At 66.4% G+C, this 21,004-nt stretch carries 24 protein-coding genes and 1 riboswitch; of the genes, 15 read left to right on the forward strand and 9 right to left on the reverse strand.

The window, feature by feature from the left end; all coding sequences use genetic code 11:
• Window positions 1-88: 88 nt before the first annotated feature.
• Both sepH and RhoFasB10_RS14105 read left to right on the forward strand, forming a co-directional pair.
• The gene (gene sepH / locus RhoFasB10_RS14100; protein WP_167676881.1) at window positions 89-922 is read left to right on the forward strand and encodes a septation protein SepH; all 834 of its coding nucleotides are present in this window, start codon (window positions 89-91) and stop codon (window positions 920-922) included.
• Window positions 923-959: 37 nt separating this feature from the next.
• Complete coding sequence (locus RhoFasB10_RS14105) at window positions 960-1,688, forward strand: hypothetical protein (protein WP_167676883.1); 729 nt, start codon at window positions 960-962, stop codon at window positions 1,686-1,688.
• Here RhoFasB10_RS14105 and RhoFasB10_RS14110 read toward each other — a convergent pair.
• Window positions 1,645-1,917: a DUF2537 domain-containing protein gene (locus tag RhoFasB10_RS14110; RefSeq protein ID WP_308115194.1), complete on the reverse strand. Its 273-nt coding sequence runs from the start codon at window positions 1,915-1,917 to the stop codon at window positions 1,645-1,647. The two genes, RhoFasB10_RS14105 and RhoFasB10_RS14110, sit on opposite strands and share 44 nt — an antisense overlap.
• Window positions 1,918-1,922: 5 nt before the next feature.
• Window positions 1,923-2,726, reverse strand: coding sequence for an RNA methyltransferase (locus tag RhoFasB10_RS14115; protein ID WP_167676887.1), 804 nt, complete (start codon window positions 2,724-2,726; stop codon window positions 1,923-1,925).
• A 37-nt stretch (window positions 2,727-2,763) separates the two neighbouring features.
• Between RhoFasB10_RS14115 and RhoFasB10_RS14120 the strand changes: the two genes are divergently transcribed.
• The 6 genes from RhoFasB10_RS14120 (at window position 2,764) to RhoFasB10_RS14145 (ending at window position 7,725) form a co-directional block, all read left to right on the forward strand.
• Window positions 2,764-3,963 carry a GNAT family N-acetyltransferase gene (locus RhoFasB10_RS14120; RefSeq protein WP_068424734.1) on the forward strand — a complete coding sequence of 400 codons (1,200 nt, stop codon included), beginning with the start codon at window positions 2,764-2,766 and terminating at the stop codon, window positions 3,961-3,963.
• Between the two features lie 113 nt (window positions 3,964-4,076).
• Complete coding sequence (locus RhoFasB10_RS14125; RefSeq protein ID WP_084423746.1) at window positions 4,077-4,301, forward strand: hypothetical protein; 225 nt, start codon at window positions 4,077-4,079, stop codon at window positions 4,299-4,301.
• Complete coding sequence (locus RhoFasB10_RS14130; protein ID WP_167676889.1) at window positions 4,298-5,218, forward strand: ABC transporter ATP-binding protein; 921 nt, start codon at window positions 4,298-4,300, stop codon at window positions 5,216-5,218. The genes RhoFasB10_RS14125 and RhoFasB10_RS14130 overlap by 4 nt, the downstream gene beginning before the upstream one ends.
• Window positions 5,215-5,982, forward strand: a complete 768-nt coding sequence (locus RhoFasB10_RS14135) for an ABC transporter permease (protein ID WP_167676890.1) — start codon at window positions 5,215-5,217, stop codon at window positions 5,980-5,982. The genes RhoFasB10_RS14130 and RhoFasB10_RS14135 overlap by 4 nt, the downstream gene beginning before the upstream one ends.
• 19 nt (window positions 5,983-6,001) lie before the next feature.
• Window positions 6,002-7,123: a histidine kinase gene (locus tag RhoFasB10_RS14140; RefSeq protein WP_068424742.1), complete on the forward strand. Its 1,122-nt coding sequence runs from the start codon at window positions 6,002-6,004 to the stop codon at window positions 7,121-7,123.
• Entirely contained in the window at window positions 7,120-7,725 is a 606-nt protein-coding gene (locus RhoFasB10_RS14145; RefSeq protein ID WP_068424745.1) for a response regulator transcription factor, read from the forward strand. Before RhoFasB10_RS14140 ends, RhoFasB10_RS14145 begins: the two co-directional genes overlap by 4 nt.
• On the opposite strand, the gene RhoFasB10_RS14150 is transcribed toward RhoFasB10_RS14145, so the two are convergent.
• From RhoFasB10_RS14150 to RhoFasB10_RS14160, 3 genes are read right to left on the reverse strand one after another with little or no spacing between them, the layout of a single operon-like run.
• Complete coding sequence (locus tag RhoFasB10_RS14150; protein WP_206030940.1) at window positions 7,710-9,005, reverse strand: MFS transporter; 1,296 nt, start codon at window positions 9,003-9,005, stop codon at window positions 7,710-7,712. The genes RhoFasB10_RS14145 and RhoFasB10_RS14150 overlap by 16 nt on opposite strands.
• A 46-nt stretch (window positions 9,006-9,051) precedes the next feature.
• Window positions 9,052-9,480 (reverse strand): MarR family transcriptional regulator, encoded by a 429-nt coding sequence (locus RhoFasB10_RS14155; RefSeq protein ID WP_068426059.1) that lies wholly within the window; start codon window positions 9,478-9,480, stop codon window positions 9,052-9,054.
• A gap of 52 nt (window positions 9,481-9,532) precedes the next feature.
• Entirely contained in the window at window positions 9,533-10,987 is a 1,455-nt protein-coding gene (locus RhoFasB10_RS14160) for an NCS2 family permease (protein ID WP_068424751.1), read from the reverse strand.
• Window positions 10,988-11,004: 17 nt separating this feature from the next.
• Here RhoFasB10_RS14160 and RhoFasB10_RS14165 point away from each other — a divergent pair, with 17 nt between their 5' ends.
• Window positions 11,005-11,259 carry a DUF2530 domain-containing protein gene (locus RhoFasB10_RS14165; protein WP_068424753.1) on the forward strand — a complete coding sequence of 85 codons (255 nt, stop codon included), beginning with the start codon at window positions 11,005-11,007 and terminating at the stop codon, window positions 11,257-11,259.
• Window positions 11,260-11,513: 254 nt separating this feature from the next.
• On the opposite strand, the gene RhoFasB10_RS14170 is transcribed toward RhoFasB10_RS14165, so the two are convergent.
• From RhoFasB10_RS14170 to RhoFasB10_RS14180, 3 genes are read right to left on the reverse strand one after another with little or no spacing between them, the layout of a single operon-like run.
• Window positions 11,514-12,047, reverse strand: a complete 534-nt coding sequence (locus tag RhoFasB10_RS14170) for a phosphatase PAP2 family protein (RefSeq protein ID WP_084423692.1) — start codon at window positions 12,045-12,047, stop codon at window positions 11,514-11,516.
• Entirely contained in the window at window positions 12,037-14,754 is a 2,718-nt protein-coding gene (locus RhoFasB10_RS14175) for an ATP-binding protein (protein ID WP_167676963.1), read from the reverse strand. Before RhoFasB10_RS14175 ends, RhoFasB10_RS14170 begins: the two co-directional genes overlap by 11 nt.
• Entirely contained in the window at window positions 14,751-15,632 is an 882-nt protein-coding gene (locus RhoFasB10_RS14180; protein ID WP_346764401.1) for a DUF3027 domain-containing protein, read from the reverse strand. Before RhoFasB10_RS14180 ends, RhoFasB10_RS14175 begins: the two co-directional genes overlap by 4 nt.
• Window positions 15,633-15,743: 111 nt before the next feature.
• Between RhoFasB10_RS14180 and RhoFasB10_RS14185 the strand changes: the two genes are divergently transcribed.
• The 3 genes from RhoFasB10_RS14185 to RhoFasB10_RS14195 are packed head-to-tail and all read left to right on the forward strand — an operon-like array spanning window position 15,744 to window position 18,685.
• Window positions 15,744-16,544 carry a glutaminyl-peptide cyclotransferase gene (locus RhoFasB10_RS14185; RefSeq protein ID WP_068424755.1) on the forward strand — a complete coding sequence of 267 codons (801 nt, stop codon included), beginning with the start codon at window positions 15,744-15,746 and terminating at the stop codon, window positions 16,542-16,544.
• Window positions 16,545-16,588: 44 nt separating this feature from the next.
• On the forward strand, window positions 16,589-18,172 hold the full coding sequence (locus tag RhoFasB10_RS14190; RefSeq protein ID WP_222634962.1) for an MFS transporter: 1,584 nt from the start codon (window positions 16,589-16,591) through the stop codon (window positions 18,170-18,172).
• Window positions 18,173-18,685: a DUF2771 domain-containing protein gene (locus RhoFasB10_RS14195; RefSeq protein WP_114330278.1), complete on the forward strand. Its 513-nt coding sequence runs from the start codon at window positions 18,173-18,175 to the stop codon at window positions 18,683-18,685.
• An 18-nt stretch (window positions 18,686-18,703) separates the two neighbouring features.
• On the opposite strand, the gene RhoFasB10_RS14200 is transcribed toward RhoFasB10_RS14195, so the two are convergent.
• Window positions 18,704-19,117, reverse strand: coding sequence for a cold-shock protein (locus RhoFasB10_RS14200; protein ID WP_068424760.1), 414 nt, complete (start codon window positions 19,115-19,117; stop codon window positions 18,704-18,706).
• Window positions 19,118-19,266: 149 nt separating this feature from the next.
• Here RhoFasB10_RS14200 and RhoFasB10_RS14205 point away from each other — a divergent pair, with 149 nt between their 5' ends.
• The 3 genes from RhoFasB10_RS14205 to RhoFasB10_RS14220 all read left to right on the forward strand — a co-directional run bounded on the left by RhoFasB10_RS14205 (window position 19,267) and on the right by RhoFasB10_RS14220 (window position 20,958).
• Window positions 19,267-19,482 (forward strand): hypothetical protein, encoded by a 216-nt coding sequence (locus tag RhoFasB10_RS14205; RefSeq protein ID WP_068424763.1) that lies wholly within the window; start codon window positions 19,267-19,269, stop codon window positions 19,480-19,482.
• Between the two features lie 12 nt (window positions 19,483-19,494).
• Complete coding sequence (locus RhoFasB10_RS14210; protein WP_114330279.1) at window positions 19,495-19,866, forward strand: YccF domain-containing protein; 372 nt, start codon at window positions 19,495-19,497, stop codon at window positions 19,864-19,866.
• A gap of 278 nt (window positions 19,867-20,144) precedes the next feature.
• Window positions 20,145-20,335, forward strand: a riboswitch (cyclic di-AMP (ydaO/yuaA leader).
• Window positions 20,336-20,343: 8 nt separating this feature from the next.
• Window positions 20,344-20,958, forward strand: a complete 615-nt coding sequence (locus RhoFasB10_RS14220) for a transglycosylase family protein (RefSeq protein ID WP_068424769.1) — start codon at window positions 20,344-20,346, stop codon at window positions 20,956-20,958.
• Window positions 20,959-21,004 lie beyond the last annotated feature (46 nt).

A 21,004-nucleotide genomic window follows, 5' to 3' on the forward strand; every position in this document is an offset into this window, starting at 1 on the left:
TACGCGTGTCGGACATCCGACCGAGATCACGAGTGGATTACAGTCGAGAGCGGACGATATCGCGAGTCGGCGCGATGAGGAGGTCAAGGTGCGAGATCTACGCGTGGTCGGTCTCGAACCCGATGGGCAGTACGTGATCTGTTCGGATCCCAAAACCGGCGACAAATTCCGGCTTCCGGCCGACGACAAGCTCCGCGCTGCCTCACGCGGTGACATCGCTCGACTAGGACAGATTGAGATCGAAATGGACAGTTTGCTCAGGCCCAAGGAGATCCAGGCTCGAATTCGCGCGGGTGCCAGCGTCGAACAGGTTGCAAGTGATTCCGGGATGGCACTGAGCCGGGTCGAGATCTTCGCCCATCCCGTCTTGCTCGAGCGTTCCCAGGCCGCCGCGATGGCGCAGGAGGGCCACCCGATGCGCCCCGACGGTCCCGCCGTCCAGACGCTGTCCGAGGTTGTCACGCAAGCCTTCCGCGCACGTGGGCACAGCCTCGACGACGCCACATGGGACGCATGGCGCGACGACGACAACAAGTGGGTCGCCCAACTGAAGTGGCAGGCAGGCCGCACCACCAACAAGGCCCACTGGCACTTCATGCCCGACGGCCACGGCGGCACCATCACCGCGCTCGACGATGCGGCGTCGGAACTGATCGATCCCGACTTCGGACGTCAGCTGCGTGGTCTCGCTCCGGTCCGCGCCTTGGAGCCCGCACCCGCCGAGGACGCCCAGCAGTCGTTCGACGAGTACTACGGAACGACGTCGGACAGCGAACTCGAAGCAGCCGAGCACCAGCCGGAGTCGAGCACTCCGGAACCGAAGCACGAAGCATCCGCACCGAAGAAGGACAAGAAGGGCAAGCCCGCGATGCCGTCGTGGGAGGATGTCCTGCTAGGTGTCCGCTCCAGCGGCCACAGCTGATACACGAGCACAGCTGACATCGGGGAGGGTGCAGGCAGTGGGGGCCAAGGCATCGACCATCTGGTACGTCGACACGCCGGATCCGATTTCGGTTCTGCGCCAGACCACTTCGTCCCATCACGACGCGGCGACGGCGCTCGTCGGCAGCCTGTTCGCCGACAAGGTCGCCGTGCCGACACAGCAGGCGCCCATCTCCAAGTCGGCGTCGGTGGGGGTCGACGAGGTCGCCGTCGGCAGCTATCCCGGCGTGACGGTCGTGTGCAGCACCCGCATCGCCGACGCGTCTCCTGCATCGCTGTCCGAGCACTGGTCGCGTCCGCTCGCGTCGGAGAAGACCTATCTGATCGCGACCGACCCGGAGACGGCGTGGGGCGCGTTCGCCTACTGGGAGCGCGGATCGCTGCGACGCTCGTTCAGCGCGACACCGATCTACATCTACGAGGACATCGGTCTGCCGCTGGTGTGGGAACGCCCGTTCTGGGCAGGCGAGCACCCGCTCGTCTATCCGCCGGGCGTCATGCCGGATCCGCAGTCGCTGCCGTTCCATCCGCAGGAATTCGCCGAGGCCGCCAATGCGCACTGGCTCGGCTTCCGCTACACCGGCGCACCCCGCGGGGAGGAGTTCGACCCGAACTCCCTACCGGTGAGCGGATTCTCGCTGTACACCCCCGGTGAAGAGCCGACCGCTGCACCTCGCCCGGCGCCCGCGTCGGAACGGTCGTTCAAGCGCTGGTGGCGACGGAAATCCCCAGCGCCACGAAGCTGACCACGGCGCCCACGACTGCACCGTGGACGAGCCACCGCACGGTCGGCTTGTGCCTCCACCGCAGGATCGTCGGAGCGGCGCCGCCGACCACGACGACGTTGATTCCGAGCGCGAGCGCACTGTTGATGGCGGCGAGTTCGAGCCCGAACGCCGTGAGCGCGGTTCCGACGAGTACCGCGGCGAATGCCGCCACGGGTATGCCGGTGTAGAGGATGCTGTTGTTCCTCACCGGCCTCATTGCAGGCGTACTCGCTCGTACAACGCCATGGCCGCCGCGGTGGCCACGTTGAGCGAATCGGTGCCCGGTGCCATCGGAATGCGTGCGCGAACATCGCTGGCGCGCATGGCATGTTCGGTGAGACCGGGGCCTTCGGCTCCGAGCATCAGCGCCACCTTCTCCCCCGTCATCGCTTCCGCGAGCGAGATCGCCGACGGGTTCGGCGTCAGCGAGATGGTCTGAAAACCGGCCTCCCGCAATATGTTCAGGCCACGCGGCCAGTCGGGCACACGCGCGAACGGAACGCGCAGAACGTGACCCATCGACACCCGCACCGCGCGTCGGTACAGCGGATCGGCACACGCGGCACCGAACAACACGGCGTCGGCACCGAGTCCCGCCGCGTTGCGAAACATCGAACCGAGATTCTCGTGGTCGTTGACGCCTTCGAGGACGACGACCGTGCGCGCACCCTTCAGTACGTCGGCGAGGTCGAGCTCGGGCGGCCGATGAGCCGCGGCGAGCACTCCGCGATTGAGATGGAACCCGACCGCGTCTGCCATCACGTCGGCGGTCGTGCGATAGAACGGCACGTCGACATCGTCGAGACGCGACCCGAGTTCGGTCAGGCGACGATCGACACCGAGCAGACTGATCGGCGCGAACCTCGACGACAGCAGCCGCTCGGCCACGAGCACACCCTCGGCGATGACCAGTCCCTTTCCGTCGGGCAGATCCGGGCGACGGTCGGAGGAGTTGAGATCGCGGAAGTCGTCGAGACGGGGATCGGCTGAGTCATCGATGTCGATTACGTGTACCACGTGTCCATCTTGGCATCGTGTGAAAAGCTCGACTGTGATGAGTACCGATGACGCGATAACGATCAGAACCGCTACCGACGACGACTGGGGTGCCGTAGCTCTCCTCGACGCGCACGCGTTCGGTGAGCACCAGAACTCCGAGGACCTCGCCGAAACCCAGATCCTGACGAGTTCCGAACACGTCGTGATGGCCTGGCACGGTGAGACTCCCGTCGGCGTCGCGATGCACTTCCCGATGTCGGTGACGGTGCCGGGCGGCGCTCAGGTCGAGGCATCCGGTGTGTCGTGGGTGTCGGTCGCGCCGACGCATCGCAGGCGCGGGATTCTGCGTCGCATGTTCACGAAGCAGCACCGCAAGCTGCAGGACGCGGGTGCGCCACTGTCGCTGCTGACCGCCAGCGAAGCCACGATCTACGGCCGCTTCGGCTACGGACCCGTCACCGAGGAACATCGCGTCGTGATCGACCGACGGTTCGCACAGTTCCACTCGGGCGTGCGTCCGGTGACCGGGGTGCGGCTCGTCGAGTCCGCGGAGGCGTCGAACCTTCTTCCCGAGATCTACCACCGTTGGCAGCGTCGTACCGCGGGCGCACAGCCGAAGCCGCCGATCCGGTGGGAGCGCTTCTTCGCCGACCGCGAGAACCGCAGGCAGGGTCTGACGGAACTGTTCTTCATCGTTCACCCGGACGGCTACGCCGCGTACCGGCGCAGCGAGAGCGAGAGCAAGATCGTCGTCCAGGAGTTCATCGCCGTCACCGACGCCGCGTACGCCGAACTGTGGCAGGTGCTCGCAGGCGTCGATCTCGTCGACTCCATCGAGGTCAACCAGGCCCCCGACGAGGCACTGCCCTTCCTGCTGACGAGCAATCGTCTCCCGAAGGTCACCGACCATCACGACGCGTTGTGGTGCCGCATCATGGACGTCAAGGCTGCGCTCGAGGCCCGAACGTACGGCGTCGACGCGCAGTTCGTCATCGAGGTCGACGACCCGTTCCTCGACGCGGGCGGAACGTTCGACGTCACGATCACGGCAGGGCAGGCGTCCGTCACCCGCACCGAAGCCGCACCCGACGTCACGATGAAGATCGACGTGCTCAGCTCGATGTACTTCGGGCAGCACCGGGCGACGCGGTTCGCGGCGGCCGAGCGGTTGACGAGTCGCGACGCCGACGCGCTGCACACGGTCGATCTCGCGTTCTCCACCGACCGTGCTCCAGTCATGGGGTGGGCGTTCTAGCCCGGCCGCGCTCGACTCCCTGACATTTGTCATGACCGACCCGTGACGGTGTCAGTCCGACCGGTGATGCCGTGCACTGTCGCGGCATCTCGGATCCGGAGATGCTTCTAGGCATGAAGCAACCGGATGAAGGAAACCTGTTCACGGACCTGATGGAATTCGGTCCGGCTCCGACGATGGCCCGCGAGGTCGTCGTCGTCGTGATCTCGATCGCGCTCTTCGGTGTGGTGTTCGCACTCGTCGGGCCGACCGTGCTCCTGTTCGTCGCCGCCGCGGTCGCCGCAGTGTTCCTCGGCGTCCGCTTCGCGATCGGACTTCGCGGCTGGAGCAGGTCATGAGCATGATCGAGGTGGCGAACATGACGCGCCGCTACGGCAGCGGCAAGAGCGCGTTCGAAGCGGTCAGCGGTCTCGACCTGTCGGTGACCGAAGGTGAGCTGTTCGGCCTGCTCGGCACCAACGGCGCCGGCAAGACATCGACTCTCGAAGTGATACAGGGACTTTCGCGACCGAGCGAGGGAACCGTCTCGATCATGGGCCTCGACCCCATCCGCGATCGCCGCGATGTGCGCCCGAATCTCGGCATCATGCTGCAGAAGGGCGGGTTGCCGTCGGACCTCACGGCGCTCGAGAGCCTGACGATGTGGGCCGGAACCTGCAGCGACCCGCTGCCGCCCCGCGAGGTACTGGAACGCGTCGACCTCGCCGATCGCGCCGACACACGCGTGAAGTTCCTGTCCGGCGGTGAGCAACGACGCCTCGACCTCGCCTGCGCCATCATCGGACAACCTCGCGTGCTCTTCCTCGACGAGCCGACGACGGGCCTCGATCCCGAAAGTCGGCGCAACACATGGGCATTGATCGAAGACCTCAAGCGATCCGGCGTCACGATCATGTTGACGACCCACTACCTCGACGAGGCCGAGGGCCTGTGCGATCGGCTCGCGATCATGCACAAGGGACGCGTCGTGCGCGCCGGGACCGTCGCCGAGGTCGTGGCGGACCATCCCGCCAGCATTCGGCTCGAACTGCCCGATGCGCCTCTGCCCGAACTGGTGTCGTCGACCGTCGACGTGGAGGACGGCAAGGTCGTCATCAGGACGAACGAACTACAGGACACCCTCACCGAATTGATGCTGTGGGCACAGCGATCGGGCGTACGCATCCACGGCCTCGACGCCAGGGCCGCATCGCTCGAGACCGTGTTCCTGTCCATTGCAGACGAATTCGACCGACCGCAGGAGATCGCGGCATGAACACCTTGACAACACTGTCCCGCAGCGAATTCACCCTGCTGCTCCGCAACCGCGTGCTGCTGTTCAACGCGATGGTCATGCCGTTGCTGTTCCCCATCGTCGTTCTGGTCATCGGCCGCGACGACGGACTGCCCGACACCGTCGTGTCCGGAGCACTGGAAGTGTTCGCACTGTTCCTGCTCGTGTTCCTGGTGTACTACAACCTCCTGTCCGCGTACGCGACGCGTCGAGACGAGTTGGTGCTCAAGCGACTTCGCACCGGCGAAGCGACGGACAACCAAATTCTTCTCGGCCCGGCCGTTCCCTCGTTCGCGCTGACGGTGATTCTGACGATCGCACTGACGGCGATCATCGCCTGGCTCGGCGGTGGGCTTCCCGTCAATCCGGTCCTGTTCGTCGCCGGACTCGGCGGTGGCGCAGCGATGTTCGCGGCCCTGGCCCTGATCACGTCGTCGTTCACGCGTAATGCCGAAGCCGCGCAGATCACCAGCCTTCCCGTCATCCTGGTCGCGATGGCAGGCACGTCGTTCCTGCGAAACATCGTCCCCGAATCCCTCGACAGAATCATCGATCTGACACCGATGGCTGCCGTGCTGGATCTGGTGAACCTCGGCTGGCTCGGCACGACGGATCCCGAATCCGCGCCTCTGACGGCCGCCCAGACGTTTTCGCCCGCGGTGATGCCGCTGGTCGTCGTCGCCGCGTGGATCGTCGGTTCGGTCGTCGTCGCCAAGACGCACTTCCGCTGGGAACCGCGGGCCTGATTCTGGCAAGGTGAAACACATGGAACTGCGCCGTTACCTCGATCCGCGCACGACGTGGAAGGACACGACCGAGGTCGACAAGGTCCGGCTCTACACACGTCAGTCCTTCATCAGCATCATCGTCGCGCTGCTCGTCGCCGCGGTGACCGATACCGTGTCCCGCGGCGAATGGGCCACCGCCGTCGCGATGGCCGTCAGCGCGACCACGGCCGTCATCGCGATACGACGGATGCCCAGGCTGGGCGGAACTGCTCGAGGTGACATCCGATGGCCGGTCGCACTGTGCGTCGCCGGGAGTGTCACCGCCGGTATCACGAGCAGCGCTCCGGCCCTGTGGATCTGGGCGCTGCTGATCACCTCGATTCCGATCAGCGCGATGATGACGTTGCGCGTCGCCGCGCTGACGGCGGTCGTCGTCGGAGCAGGAACCATCGCCACGCGCTTCGGGGTGCTCGGCGGTGTGATCGCGTGTTTCGTCGTACTCGCGATGGCGGCCAGCACGCACCTGTCGATCTGGTTGCTGCGCATCGTCAGCGAGCTCGACGCGTCGCGTCACGCGGCATCGGCCCTGTCCGTCGCCGAGGAACGCCTGCGGTTCTCGCGCGATCTGCACGACGTCGTCGGCCGGGCTCTGTCGGCCATCGCGGTCAAGAGCGAACTCGCGGCAACACTGTCGCGTCGGGGAGACGACCGGGCCGCCTCGCAGATGGACGAGGTGCGCGATCTCGCACACCAATCCATGACCGAGGCAAGGCAACTCGCTCGGGGCTATCGCCAGATCGACCTCGTCGCCGAGATCGACGGCGCGCGTTCGCTGCTGAACGCTGCAGGCATCGAGACCGACACCGTCGGCAACGCCGACACCCTCGACCCGGCCTACACCGAGGCGGCCGCGTGGGTCGTACGGGAGGGCGCGACCAACGTTCTCCGGCACTCCGACGCCTCCCACTGTCGAATTGCCCTGAGCGAGAACGGAGTGAAGATGACCAACGACCGGCCACATGCTGTTCGTTCGAGCGACGGAACAGGACTGAAGGGGTTGAAAGAACGCCTGGCCGCCGTCGACGGTACTCTCGACGTTGCCTGCACCGCAGACGAATTCACACTGTCCGCGGCATTCCCGGCTACGGTGGCCTCATGATCCGCGTACTGCTCGCCGACGACGAGAACCTCATCCGCAGCGCGTTGGCGACGATGATGGCGCTCGAGGACGACATCGAGATCGTCGCTCAGACCGAGTCCGGCGAAGAAGCCGTCGAGGCCGCGACGAAGCATTCGCCCGACGTCGCGGTCCTCGATCTGCAGATGGGCGGCATCGACGGTATCGAAGCGGCCGGGCAGATCGCTGCGGCGTTGCCGTCGTGCGCAGCGATCATCGTCACCAGTCACGGCCGTCCCGGATATCTGAAGAAGGCGCTGGCCGCGGGTGTGCGCGGCTTCCTGCCGAAGACGACGTCGGCCTCCACGTTGGCCGAGGTCGTGCGTACCGTGCACGGCGGTGGTCGCTACGTCGATCCGACACTGGCGGCCGAGGCGATCGGCGCCGGCGATTCACCGTTGACGCCGAGGGAAGCCGACGTGCTCGAATACGCGGCCGACGGCGCGTCGATCGCCGAGATCGCCGAACGTGCACACCTCACGCAGGGCACGACGCGAAACTATCTGTCGGCCGCGGCGGCGAAACTCGGTGCAGCGAACCGTCACGAAGCGTGCGCGATCGCCCGACGCTACGGCTGGATCTGAGGCAGCGCGCCTGCTCGGACGGGACGGTGACAGACCTGCATGACGGGTAGACGCAGTCGGTCGGTCCCGCGCACGAACCGGACACGCAGATTGCCCAGACGCATCAGGTACACCCCGGCCACGACGCCCGTCGCGAGCGAGACGACGCCACCGAACAACAGCGGTGCGCGCGGGTCGAGCACGTCGGCCAACCACCCGAGGACCGGGCTGCCGAGCGGCGTCCCACCGAGAAAGCAGAGCATGTAGATGCCCATGACGCGTCCTCGCATCTCCGACGGCACCGACATCTGCAGAATGTTCATGGCCGACGTCGTGAACGTCAGCGTCAACGCACCCGTGGGAACCAGCAGTAGCGCGACGAGGACATAGTTCGGCATCAGCCCGACGAGTGTCTCGAACACCCCGAAACCGATGACCGCGCCGAGGAACAGCCGGAGTCTCGGTGAGCTGGTGCGTCGGGCCGCCAACGTCGCTCCCGCGAGGGTTCCGATGGCCAGCGTCGTCGACAGAAGCCCGTACGCGTCGGCGCCGCTGCCGAACGAATTACGTGCCAGCACGGCCAGACTCAGCGGAAAGTTCAGCCCGAAGGTCGACACCATGAACACCGTCGCGAGCAGCACGCGCAGATCGGGTCGTCCCCACACGTACGCGAAGCCTTCGCGGACCTGACCTTTCGCTCGCGGAGCCGGCTCGACGCGGAACAGATCCCCCGCACGCATCGCCAGAAGTGCGCCGAACACGCCCACGAACGACACCGCGTTGATCAGGAAGACCCATCCCGTACCGATCAGGGTGATCAGGACCCCGGAGATCGCAGGGCCGACGATGCGCGCCGAGTTGAACGTCATCGAGTTCAACGCGATCGCGTTGGAGAGCGTTTCCTTGCCCACCATCTCGATCGTGAAGGACTGTCGCACAGGCGCATCGATCGCCGACGAGCATCCCAGCACGAACGCGATGAGGTAGACGTGCCAGAGCGCGACGACGCCCCCGACGTCGAGCACACCCAGCACCAAGCCGCAGATCGCGGCGAAGGCCTGCGTGATCATCAGCAGCGTGCGCTTGTCGTACCGGTCTGCGAGAACTCCGCCCCACACCGACAGCAGCAGAGTCGGCCCGAACTGCAGGGCCATGACGATTCCGACGGCGAAGCCGTTTCCTCCGGAGAGGGTCAGTACGAGCCAATCCTGCGCCACTCGCTGCATCCAGGTACCGACGAGGGAGACGATCTGCCCGGACGCCCACAAGCGGTAGTTGCGTGTTCGCAGCGCTGCGAACATCGACGGGGCAGTAGGCACTCTTTACATACTAACCCTAGGTAACGATCTACTCCGAGTCGCTCACCAAGGCGCCGATGATGGTGACGGCGTCGCGCAGCACCGCCAGCTGCGGCTCGTCCAGTCCCTCCAACTGAGCCGTCATCCATGCTTCGCGTGCGCTGGCCTCGTCGGCGATCAGTTCCTTGCCCGCCGCGGAGAGCGAGACGATCACCTGACGGCCGTCGGTGGGGTGCGGAGTGCGCACGACCAGTCCGAGTTCGGCCAGCGACGCGATGACCCGCGTCATCGAGGGCGGCTGGACCTTCTCGCGCGTGGCGAGTGCACCTGGCGTCATGTCCCCTTCGCGGCTCAAGGTTGCAAGAGCCGACAGCTGAGTCAACGACACCTGCGAATCGACTCGGCGCCCCCTGAGATGGCGAGTCAATCGCACGACGGCAAGCGACAGATCACTTGCCAGTTCACGGTTGTCCTTCACGCTGTATCCCGACGTCACAGCGGAGAGATTACGCCTAGAGCCGCGTTCGGGCTCACGTAACCGCGTCAGTGATGGGTCCGACGACGAAATATGCAACGAAGAGCGCTGCCACGACCCAGAGCAAGGGATGAACCGACTTCGCCTTCCGAGCGGCTACGGCGAGTACGACCCAGGTGATGAAACCGACGCCGATTCCATTTGCGATGGAAAACGTGAACGGCATGACGACGATGGTCAGGAACGCCGGAAGGGCCACCTCGAACTTGGTGAAATCGATGTCGCGGACCTGCCCGATCATCAGCGCGCCGACGACCACGAGGGCAGGTGCGGCAGCCTCGATCGGCACGATCGCGGTGAGCGGCGTCAGGAACATCGCGGCGAGGAACAGCACGCCGGTGACGACGTTGGCAAGGCCCGTCCTCGCACCTTCGGCGATGCCCGACGCCGATTCGACGAACACCGTGTTCGACGACGCCGATGCCGCACCGCCGGCGATCGCGCCGGTTCCCTCGACGACGAGTGCCTTTCCGATACCCGGCAGGTTGCCCTTGTCGTCGACGAGGTTGCCCTCCTTGCCGAGACCCGTCATCGTGCCCATCGCGTCGAAGAAGTTGGCCAGCACGAGGGTGAACACCAGAAGGCTGGCGGCCAGAACGCCGATGCGGGTGAAGGCGCCGAACAGGTCGACGTCACCGACCAACGACAGGTCCGGAATCTGGAAGAGGGTGTCCGGCAGGATCGGCACGCTCAGGTTCCACCCCTTGGGGTCGACGCCCTGGGACGGTCCGACATCGGTGAGAGCCTCGATGACGGCCGCGACGCCGGTCGTGACGACGATGCCGATCAGCAATCCGCCGCGCACCTTTCGGACGACGAGGATGCCCATCAGCAGGACACCGAAGACGAACACGGCCGTCGGCCACGACGCGATGGAACCGTCGATACCGAGACCGACCGGAACCGTCGTGCCCGCGGCGTCGGGAATGCGGCGAACGAAGCCGGAGTCGACGAGACCGATGAACGCGATGAACGCGCCGATACCGGCGGCGATGGCGGCTTTCAGCTCCGACGGGATCGCGTTGAACACCGCGGTACGGAACCCGGTCACGGCGAGCAGCACGATGATGATGCCGTCGATGACCACGAGGCCCATCGCCTCGGGCCACGTCACCTGCGGCGCGATCGTGACGGCGAGCAGCGTGTTGATGCCGAGACCGGCGGCGATGCCGAACGGATAGTTGGCGACGATGCCGAACAGAATGCTCATGAAGCCGGCCACGAGCGCGGTCACCGCGGCGACCTGTGACACCGGGAGGATGTTGCCGAGAACGTCGGTCTTGGCCGCGGCGTCGTCGGGCGAGAAGCTACCGAGGATGAGCGGGTTCAGGACGACGATGTAGGCCATCGCGACGAAGGTGACGAGACCGCCACGTACTTCGGCGCCGACCGTGGACCCTCGTTCGGTGATCTTGAAGTAGTTGTCCAGCAGCCGGGACGAGAAAGCCATGGGAGTAACCTACCTTCATGGACAGGCAGAGTGCGGACAGGGAAAGTGTGCTCAGCCCGCGCCTGACGGATCCGGCGCCGGTACTCGCTGTCGGAATAATCGCATGGATCGTCGCCGCGGTCGTAGTCGCGGTCAGCGGCGACCGATGGGCGGACGCGCTGACGACCTGTCTGACCGGAATCGTCCTGGGCGCCTTCGGCTTCACACTCTTCGTGGTCCAACGTGCCGCGGCACGACGCGGGAGCAAGACCGCTCAACGCGGATTGACCTGAGAGCGCCGTCACGTAATCGCCGTCATAAAACAGCCTTTGACGTGCGGAAATTCACCGCCGAACGCGGTTGTGTAACACAGATTTAACGCGGATCATCGGTGATGTCAGATTCGAAACAGCACCGATTCCCGAAAGCAAGGCCATGAAGCTCGTTTCCCAGTTCCGTACCCGTCGCAATCACGTCCGTTCGCTTCGCGCTCTCTACGCCCGCGCACACGCCGTCTCCAGCCCGTCCATGCGCGACGAGTTGCTCGTCATCGCACAGCGGAGCGACTTCGCGCGGTAATCGCCACCGCCGCAAGACCCCACAGAACACCGAACACCCAGCCCGCCAGAACATCTGTCGTCCAATGGGCGCCGAGGTAGATCCGCGAGAAGCCGATCGACAGGGATGCGACGGCGGGTAACACCAGCACCACCGGATTCCGACGCCACGACACGGTCGACCGCCACATCAGTGCAGTGACCGTCGTGGCCAGGATCGCCGACATCATCGCGTGCCCCGACGGGAACGAATAGGTGGAGATCTCCACCAGACGTTCGGGTATCGGGGGCCGGTCACGTCCCCACAGCAGCTTGCCGAGGCTCATCGCGCCCCAGCCGGTCAGCATCGCGCCACCGACCATGATCGCGTCGGGCACTCGTTTCGACACCAGCAGCGCGACACAGACGACGACCGACAGCACGAACATCGACACCGTGTTGCCCAGCGTCGTGATCGCCCAGAAGACGTCCGTCAGCCACGGCACCCGGTGCGCCACCATCCACTGCAGAACGTCACTGTCCACGCGGTCTCCCCCAGCTCTCGTCACAGTGCACGATGCCGTCGTCGGTCACCCACGACGCGACCCGGCGTCTGCCTTCGACTGCGCCGGTCACGCGCACGGTCAACTCTCGGTGCACGACGACCTGTCCCGACGGCAGCTCCGATCCCAGCGCCGCGCAGGCAAGTACCGCGTCCGGCTCGCGATCCCACGAACTGACGCGTCCGACGCCGACGACGTCCGCGCGAATCGATTCCGACGCAGTGCGCACGTCCAGGATCGACGCCAACGTCGCCGCCGATTCCATCGAGGACAGCACCGCGACGTCCGACGTCACGACGCCGACGAACCACGGCCGGTCGACGACCACCGCGTCGGCGGGGTCGATCACGGCCCCGGACATCGCACGCACACGGGGAGGAAGATCGAGATCGTCGAGATCGACGACTCCCGACGACACCGCCTCGGCGACGAGTCGGTGCGCACGCGCGACGACGGCCGGCGTCGGAGTACGCGCCGGATCGGCGAGCCGGTCCAGAATCAGGGACGCGAACTCCGCGCTGTCGCAGACCGCGGGCGCCAGCGCCGACGCCACGTCGTCGGCGTGCGGATGGTCGAGCGGATCCAGCAGGCCGGCGAATGTCAGATCCGACGGGGCACGGTAGTGGCCGAGCCGATGGCCGTCGATCACAGCGTGCCGACGCAGCCACCACGCGGTGTACCCGCCACGATCGGCGAGCAGGTCGCGTGTGGTCCGCTCCTCGACCAGCTGCGACAGAGCGTCGGGCCAGCGTTCGTCGTCGACGAGGTCGAGGTCGCGGACGGCGATCAGCACATCGGGGTCTTCCCGCAACGACGCCCACCAGGCGCCCTCGTCGGCGAGATCGTGATCCGGTCCGGTCGGCAGGTCCTCGGTGACGACGCCGAAACCCCATCCGACGCCGACCGCCCGCAACGCGTCGGCGCCGAACCTGTCGACCACGGACGTGGCGACGACACCGAACGGCGAATCGCTCGACAGCAATCGCACCAGCGGCGCGTCCGGGAGCAGTAGTTCGTCGGCGGCGCGCAGTTCACCGTCCGTGTCCTCGATCGGAAGCGAACCGAGCCACGACGGCAACTCCCGCTGCCCGTCGGCCAGCGACAGCACGGTGGCGGTGAGTTCGTCGACGGCATCGTCGTCGTCCCAGTCCAGATCGTCGAGCACGACCTGCAGCGCCGGATCGGACAACAACTCCGCGGGCGACGCCTCGGTCGCGCCGAGCCGGGTCAACAGCGGTGCGGCGGCGTCCGGGTGAACGAGCCGAGCCCAGTGCACTCCCCCGACCCCTCGTGCTCCCACCGCGAGAACCGTCGTACGCGGACCGGTGACGGTGCGACCGTCGGACAGCGGAACCGGCAGCGCCGCAAGCTCTTCCGCAGCGACGCCGTCGGTGACGAGCGGGGCCAACGCGTCGTACAGGCGGTGCCACCAGAGGGGTTCGTGCGACGTCCCGGACAGCATGTCGGCGAGCCTGGCCAACCCGATTCGATGGACGTCGACGGCCGCGAGGGCGGGGCCGTGCTGCGGGCCGGACACCGACGGGGCCGCGAGATCCGGCATCACCGGCCCGAGCACCTCGGCCAGTTCGTCGGTCAGCCCCGGCAACACGACGGTCCGCGACGGGATCAGATCCTCGCCGTCGGCGCCAGGAAGCCAAGGGGTCGAGGCACATTCACGCACGATCCGCTCACGCAGCACTCCGTCGACCTCACTGCGCGCGAAACCCGGCCTCGGCACGAACGACGGCCGTGATGCAGCGGGAAGTGCGGCAAGCATGCGGCCGTAGCCGTCGGCGATCCGTTCGACGGGAGCGCCGGGCAGCGTGCGTCTGCGGTCCGGTTGCATCGCGACGTCGGCAATCACGATGGCGGGCAACGACAATTCCTCGTCGGACCGCGTCGGAGCGCGCAGAACGTCGGCGTCGACAGGCACCGGGACGCCGTCGCTCATGGGCACCACCCAGCGCGCGTGGTCGGTGCGGAACTGCCACCAGGTTCGGTCGCCGATGGTCAGGTGCGCCGCACCGTTTCCGATATCCGTTGTGCGGCAGTCGAAGTGCGTGTCGTCGATGTCGATCGTCGTCAACGAGTCGAGTTCGAGGAGCAGGTCGACGGCCTCGGCCCGGAACGCGTCGAGCATCGGTGCGGGATCGTGACGCAGCTTCAGAACGATCTCGGACGCAAACCCTTCCGCCGGCGCTTCGTTCGTCGGCCACGCCAATCGGAGCACCGGGATACCCGCGTCCGGGGCCGTCAGACCCGCGTCGATCAGAACCTGCCCGGTCCGTTCGGCACTGAACACGATTCCGCCTGCCGCGGAACGGAATTCGATCTCGGACGCCACGGTACGCACGGCGGTGAAGCCGACTCCGAACCGTCCGACCCCCGACGTCTTCGCCGACGCACGCAGCGCCGTCAACGCATGCACACCCTCGACGTCGAGAGGGGCACCCGTATTGGCCACGTGCAACGCGTCGCCGACGCACCACACCTTCACATGCCCGGGAACCCCCGCTCGGTCCGCCGCGTCGGCAGCGTTCTGCGCCAGCTCGGTCAGCAGACGATCGCGATATCCCGCGCGAACCAGATCCGCCTCGGTCGCCGCATCCTCTCGCAGCCGGGTCGGCGACGACGTCCACGCCGAGACGACCCCGGCCCGCAGAGCTTCGGTGTCGAGAGGATCGTTCAGGTGGTCGATTGCGGATCCTGGATCGGCTGCTCGTCCTGCGACGCCTCCGCCGCTTCCGTCTCCTGCGGCGCTTCCGTCTCCTGCGGCGCTTCCGTCTCCTGCGCCGGTTCCGGTTCCTGCACCGGTTGCGGTTCCTGAGGTGTCACGTCGAGCACGGCGTCGTCGTACGGCTCGAACTGCGGCGAGCCTGCGCCGGTGCGCAACTCGGTGTCCGAGTGCGCGCCGCATCCGTACTCGGCGTGGACGACGCGTCCGTCGGCGGCGAACTCGTTGCCGCACACACCGAACGCGGCGGAGAGCGACCCGGCGATCGGAAGGTAGAAGCCGCACAGACCGCACGTCGACGGTGCGGCCTTCGCCATCTCGCTGCCCGGACCGAATTCGCCGTCGTGCCACCGCTCGGCCGCGTCGAGACGTCCTTCACGGCTCGGCACCTGCGTCCGTCCGAGGCCGAGCTCGTATGCGACGTCGTCGACCTGCGGGTCACCCGTCGCGACGTACCCGGGAACGAGCCGCGGATCCTGCACGCGAGGGGGAAGGAGATCGCCGGGACCGAGATCGCCGGGGCGAATGCGCTCGTCCCACGGCAGCCACTCGGGCGCGACGAGAGCATCGGGGCCCGGCAGCAGAACGAGCTCGCTGATGGTCGCGGTGTCCGCGCCCTCGGGTGCCGCGACGACGACGGCCCACTGCCAACCGCGGTAGCCGGGCAGGTCGCTCACGAAGCGATGGGTGGCAGAACTCTCGTCCTCGGCCGTCACGCCGAGATACTCACCGATACCGCCTTCGCCCAGGTCGACGACCGCCTGCCGCGCCAGATCCACGGCGTCGGCCAACACGGGGCGAACCGGTTCACGCTGGGTTGTCCGATCGCGCACGGCTTCGTCGCGGTCCGAATGGTCGAGTTCTGGAGACGATACGAAACTCACGTCGTTCATTTTGCCGCATCACGTCGAATGCGCCCAGTTCGGGCCTGCCATGATGGGCGGATGACCGTCCCCTTCCGGGCCGTGCCGGGTCTGCTCGCCGCGGCGGTTCTGCTGATCGGGTGCTCCGGAGCCACGGACGAGCCGGACGCCACCGCCGCGACGTCGACCGTGACGGTCGTCCAGACGCGGGAGCACGATCGAACGGCGTTCACCCAGGGTCTCGAGGTGTCCGGCGACGAACTGTACGAGGGCACCGGCCGCAACGGGTCGTCGTACGTACGGGTTTCGTCCCTCGAGACGGGCGAGGAACTGCGACGCGTCGACCTGTCGTCGAACTATTTCGGCGAGGGGCTCACCGTCGCCGGAGACTCCCTCTGGCAGATCACGTGGCGCGACGGCGTCGCGTTCGAGCGCGATCCCGTCACGCTGCAGGAGCGTCGGCAGGTGGTCTACGACGGCGAGGGCTGGGGCCTGTGCGACGACGGTGACCGACTGATCATGAGCGACGGCTCGTCGACACTCACGTTCCGCGATCCCGCGTCGTTCGACGAGACGGGGTCGGTCCAGGTGACAGTGAACGGCGAGCAGCTGAGCAACCTGAACGAACTCGAATGCTCCGACGACGGTTCCGTCTATGCCAATCTCTGGCAGAGCGACGACATCGCCCGGATCGACCCCGACTCCGGGCGCGTCACCGAGATGATCGACGCGTCGCCGCTCTGGAATTCGATGACCTCCGACGAGCGTGCGGGTGCCGACGTGCTCAACGGAATCGCGCAGATTCCCGGCACCGACAGGTTTCTCGTCACGGGGAAGCTCTGGCCGACGATGTTCGAGGTGCAGTTCACACCCCAGCCGTGAGTCGGTGTCTTCGCCGCGTCGATTTTTAGGACAGAATTGATCCCGTGACCGATCCCCGCCACTCCGATACCCCTCCGGGTGAGGATCACCCGGGATTCGACAACTACCGACCTGCGCCGCGTCAGGCCAGCAGGCGCACTCCGCTGCCTCCACTGCATCCCCCGGCGCCTCCTCCCGGTAAGGGGTCGGGCCCGAAACCGCCGCCGATGCCGCGCAAGCTGACGGTCACCCGCGTCGCCGCGATGCGTAGTCGCGAGCTGACGGGCAAGGGCATCGGCGCGTTCCAGCGAGCCGCCAAGGCCGACGGCGCCGACAAGTCCGGTCTGACGGCTCTGACGTACGCGACGATGGCGAACTTCGCGTCCGACGCGGCACTGGCCGTCGCGCTCGCGAACACGTTGTTCTTCTCGGCCGCGACGGGCGAGGACAAGACGAAGGTCGCGCTGTATCTGCTCATCACGATCGCGCCGTTCGCCGTCATCGCCCCGCTCATCGGCCCGATGCTCGACCGACTTCAACACGGCCGACGCATCGCGCTGGCCACGTCGTTCGTGCTGCGCGCGACGCTGGCGGTGGTCCTGGTGTTCAACTTCGACAGTTGGGTGCTGTACCCGGCGGCGCTCGGCATGCTCGTACTCAGCAAATCGTTCGCGGTGCTCAAGAGTGCCGTGACCCCGAGGGTGCTACCACCGGAGATCGACCTCGTCCGCGTCAACTCGCGGCTCACCGTGTTCGGTCTGATCGGCGGCACGATCGTCGCAGGCGGTGTCGCGGCCGTGGTCGCGTGGCTCGCCGGGTCGTCGGGCGCGCTGTGGTTCGTCGCCGCCATCACGATCTTCGGCGCGTACCTGAGCATGCGGATCCCGTCGTGGGTCGAGGTCACCGAGGGCGAGGTCCCCGCGACACTCAGCTACCACGGCGACGACGCCGTCACCGAGGTCATCCGACGCGAGAAGCAGACGGCCGCTGCCCCGAAGAACCGTCGTCAGCCGTTGGGCAAAGCCGTCATCGTCGGATTGTGGGGCAACGGCACGATTCGAATCCTGACCGGGTTCCTCACGTTGTACGTCGCGTTCGTCGCCAAATCGCAGACCGAACACGAACCGATCAAGCAGGCCGCGATGCTCGGACTCGTCGGCGCGGGCGCAGCGATCGGAAACTTCGCCGGCAACGCCGCGGGCGCGCGCATCAAGCTCGGCAGGCCCGCGATCGTCGTCCTGCGCTGCGCCGCCGCAGTGACGGCGTTCGCGATCATCGCAGCCATCACCGACAGTCTCCTGACCGCTGCGCTTGCGGCTCTCGTCGCATCCTGCGCCAGCGCCCTCGCGAAGGTTTCCCTCGACGCGTCGCTGCAGTCCGATCTGCCGCCCGAATCCATCGCATCCGGATTCGGGCGTTCGGAGACCGTTCTGCAGCTCTGCTGGGTTCTCGGCGGAACGTTGGGCGTGCTGCTGCCGACCGAATACTGGCTGGGTTTCACCGTCGTCTCGGTATTACTTACGATCGGACTCGCGCAGACCTTCCTCACCTACCGAGGAAAGTCGCTGCTGCCCGGGCTCGGCGGAAACCGTCCCGAGCACGCCGAGCAGACCTTTCCCGACGCCGCCACCCGACAGAACGTGAGCTAAGTGAACCTCGCACCGAAAACCAAGAAGATCCTGGCAATCGGGGCGGCCGCTGCCGTCGTCGTGCTCGTCGCCTTCGTCGGGGTGTTGGCGCTCCTCGTCCGCGACGCGCCCTCCGGGCGACCGAGCATCACAGCCTTCGCCGACGGCCGGACCATCGACGTCCAGCCCTACCTGTACTGCCCCGTCGACCAGCCTCTGTGCGGCAGTGACGGCGAGAGCGTCACTCTGCCGGTACGCGAGGGACGCCCGCTGCAGCTGTCGCTACCGAGCGAGATCGCGTCGGCGCCGTGGATTCTCGCCGCCGTGTACTCCGACGAATCGGGAAGCGACGCCGTCGAAACCGACACCCTGTACCTCCCCGACTCGACCTCGGCGGTGACGGTGCCGCCGGTCGACGACCAGGGTCGTGCGCTGCTGGGCGTCGAGGTCCGACTGCCGTCCGGCGTCATCGACACCGACACCCAGCAGGAAGAGATCGTCAGTCACGCGATCTGGTCGATCGCCACGGCCTGAGCGGAGATCGTTTCTTGCTCAGCTGTCCAGTTCCCGGGCCACCGCGCGCACGACCTCGGAGATCTTCTGCGCGGTCTTGCGGTCCGGGTACTTACCCTTGCGCAGCTCCGGCTGAATGGTTGCCTCGAGCAACGTGATCATGTCCTCGACCATGCCGTGCAACTGGTCCGGAGTGTGTTTGCGCTCCACTGGCTCACGCCGGTTCGCGCTGTTCTGCCGCACCGACGGGGCAGGTTCGAGCACCTTCAGACTGAGCGCCTGAGGACCGCGTCGACCGGCAGCCATGCCGAACTCGACCTTCTGGCCTGCCTTGAGGCCCTCGACGCCGGGAGGAAGCGCAGACGAACGAACGTAGACGTCCTCTCCCTCTTCCTGCGAGAGAAAGCCGAAACCCTTGTCGACGTCGTACCACTTCACCTTGCCGGTCGGCACTGCGCTCACCCGTCCATTCGCTCGAAGTACTTCCACACAACAGTCGCGCCCCACATACGAACGTAGGACGCGAATACTGCAGTCTACAGCGGAGGGCATCTGCGAGGCATCTGCGTTTTCGTTCGCAGCCCAGCCGCTAAGTTGGTGACGTGCCCGATTCGCGCCCCCACCGCAACACACTGCTCCGCGTCGCACTGACGATCTTCGCCGTCGGCCTGCTGGCGATCGTGGCCATCTTTCTCGTACCCGCGATCACGAACGAGGAACCGCCACTGTGGCTTTATCTGACTGCAATGCTCGCGTCGCCCCTCGGCTTCGTTCTGGCGCTAGTGTTTGCGCTGATGTCCGGTAGACGTGCGAGGTAGAGGGGCCGACAAGTGCGAGTGATCCTGAACGTCATCTGGCTGATCTTCGGCGGACTCTGGCTGGCACTCGGCTACTTCGCGGCGGGCATCGTCTGCTGCATTCTCATCATCACCATTCCGTTCGGCATCGCGTCGTTCCGCGTGGGCGTCTATGCGCTGTGGCCGTTCGGCAAGACCGTCGTCGAGAAACCGACCGCCGGAGTCGCGTCGTTGATCGGCAACGTGATCTGGGTGATCGTCGCCGGCATCTGGCTCGCGATCGGTCACATCGTCACGGCGGTCGCGATGGCGATCACGATCATCGGGATTCCGCTCGCGATCGCGAACTTGAAGATGATCCCGATCTCCCTGATGCCACTCGGCAAGGACATCGTCGACGCCTGATCACTTCAGCCCCTCCCGTCCCATTCCTGGTGAATGTGACTTCTGTCACATAACAGCGGCATAACGGAAGGGCAACGAGCGGGCGACGCCGACGCATCACCGCCGCTAGCTGGGAGTTCGCCGGCCCCGCATTCCGTTACCCGAACGACTGTGGCCGCGCCCCCCGAAATCGACAGTTACCAAATGGTGACACTCCGCCGGAACTTCAGTACGGTCATCAGCGGCTGAGAAACTTCGGCCGAATCCGTACCCGCAGCGCCCAACCTCGTCCCGCGGGAACGGAACCCTCGACGAACTACCCAGGGGACGAGGACGGGGGACCCACACGTCCTCTCGGATAACCGGAAAGCGTTGCCCGGCAACGATTTCCTTGGGGTGAAGCCCGACAGTTCCTCCGGAACGGTTGGGCCGGGCTACCTCTCAGCCCGAACCCGACAGCTGACCTCGCAGGCGCCAGTGGAGAGGATTTCAATTCGTATGAGCGGACGTCATCGCAAGCCGACCACCACCGGCCGCACGGTTGCCAAGGTCGCCGTCACCGGCGCCATCATGGGCACCGCGGGTATCGCCTTCTCGGGCACCGCGAACGCGGCCCCCGACTCGGACTGGGATCGCCTCGCGCAGTGCGAAGCAGGCGGTAACTGGGCCATCAACACCGGTAACGGTTTCCAGGGCGGCCTGCAGTTCTCTCCGAGCACCTGGACGTCGCACGGCGGCGGACAGTATGCAGCGTCGGCCAACCAGGCCACCCGTGAAGAGCAGATCGCCGTCGCCGAGAAGGTCCTCGCATCGCAGGGTTGGGGCGCATGGCCCTCCTGCTCGTCGAGCCTCGGACTGAGCAGCGCGCCCACCGAGCGCAGCGTTCCTGCCTCGCCGCAGTCCGCTCCCGAAGCCCCGAAGCTTCCGGACCTCACCAGCATCCCGACGGTCGACGGCACCGCCGAGGTCATCGACGGCATCACGACCGCCGTGCAGACCATCACCAACGATCCGCAGATCACGTCCTTCATCCAGGACGCGACCAAGGGCATCCAGCTCGACCCGCAGATCGTCGAGTTCTACCAGGCCAACAAGGCATTCCTGCCTCAGTAAGCGCCGCACGTACGCGAAAGGCCCCCGAGATTCTCGGGGGCCTTTC

The sequence above is a fragment of the Rhodococcus sp. B10 genome (genome assembly GCF_011770055.1).
In the GTDB taxonomy this organism is placed as follows: Bacteria; Actinomycetota; Actinomycetes; order Mycobacteriales; family Mycobacteriaceae; genus Rhodococcoides; species Rhodococcoides kyotonensis_B.

Bases quoted from the DNA above. Each gene is read 5' to 3' on its own strand.
- RhoFasB10_RS14150 (WP_206030940.1), bottom strand. From the start codon at position 9,005: ATGTTCGCAGCGCTGCGAACACGCAACTACCGCTTGTGGGCGTCCGGG.
- RhoFasB10_RS14220 (WP_068424769.1), top strand. From the start codon at position 20,344: ATGAGCGGACGTCATCGCAAGCCGACCACCACCGGCCGCACGGTTGCC.
- RhoFasB10_RS14130 (WP_167676889.1), top strand. From the start codon at position 4,298: ATGAGCATGATCGAGGTGGCGAACATGACGCGCCGCTACGGCAGCGGC.
- RhoFasB10_RS14160 (WP_068424751.1), bottom strand. From the start codon at position 10,987: ATGGCTTTCTCGTCCCGGCTGCTGGACAACTACTTCAAGATCACCGAA.
- RhoFasB10_RS14140 (WP_068424742.1), top strand. From the start codon at position 6,002: ATGGAACTGCGCCGTTACCTCGATCCGCGCACGACGTGGAAGGACACG.
- RhoFasB10_RS14120 (WP_068424734.1), top strand. From the start codon at position 2,764: ATGAGTACCGATGACGCGATAACGATCAGAACCGCTACCGACGACGAC.
- RhoFasB10_RS14125 (WP_084423746.1), top strand. From the start codon at position 4,077: ATGAAGCAACCGGATGAAGGAAACCTGTTCACGGACCTGATGGAATTC.
- RhoFasB10_RS14185 (WP_068424755.1), top strand. From the start codon at position 15,744: ATGACCGTCCCCTTCCGGGCCGTGCCGGGTCTGCTCGCCGCGGCGGTT.
- RhoFasB10_RS14145 (WP_068424745.1), top strand. From the start codon at position 7,120: ATGATCCGCGTACTGCTCGCCGACGACGAGAACCTCATCCGCAGCGCG.
- RhoFasB10_RS14135 (WP_167676890.1), top strand. From the start codon at position 5,215: ATGAACACCTTGACAACACTGTCCCGCAGCGAATTCACCCTGCTGCTC.
- RhoFasB10_RS14165 (WP_068424753.1), top strand. From the start codon at position 11,005: ATGGACAGGCAGAGTGCGGACAGGGAAAGTGTGCTCAGCCCGCGCCTG.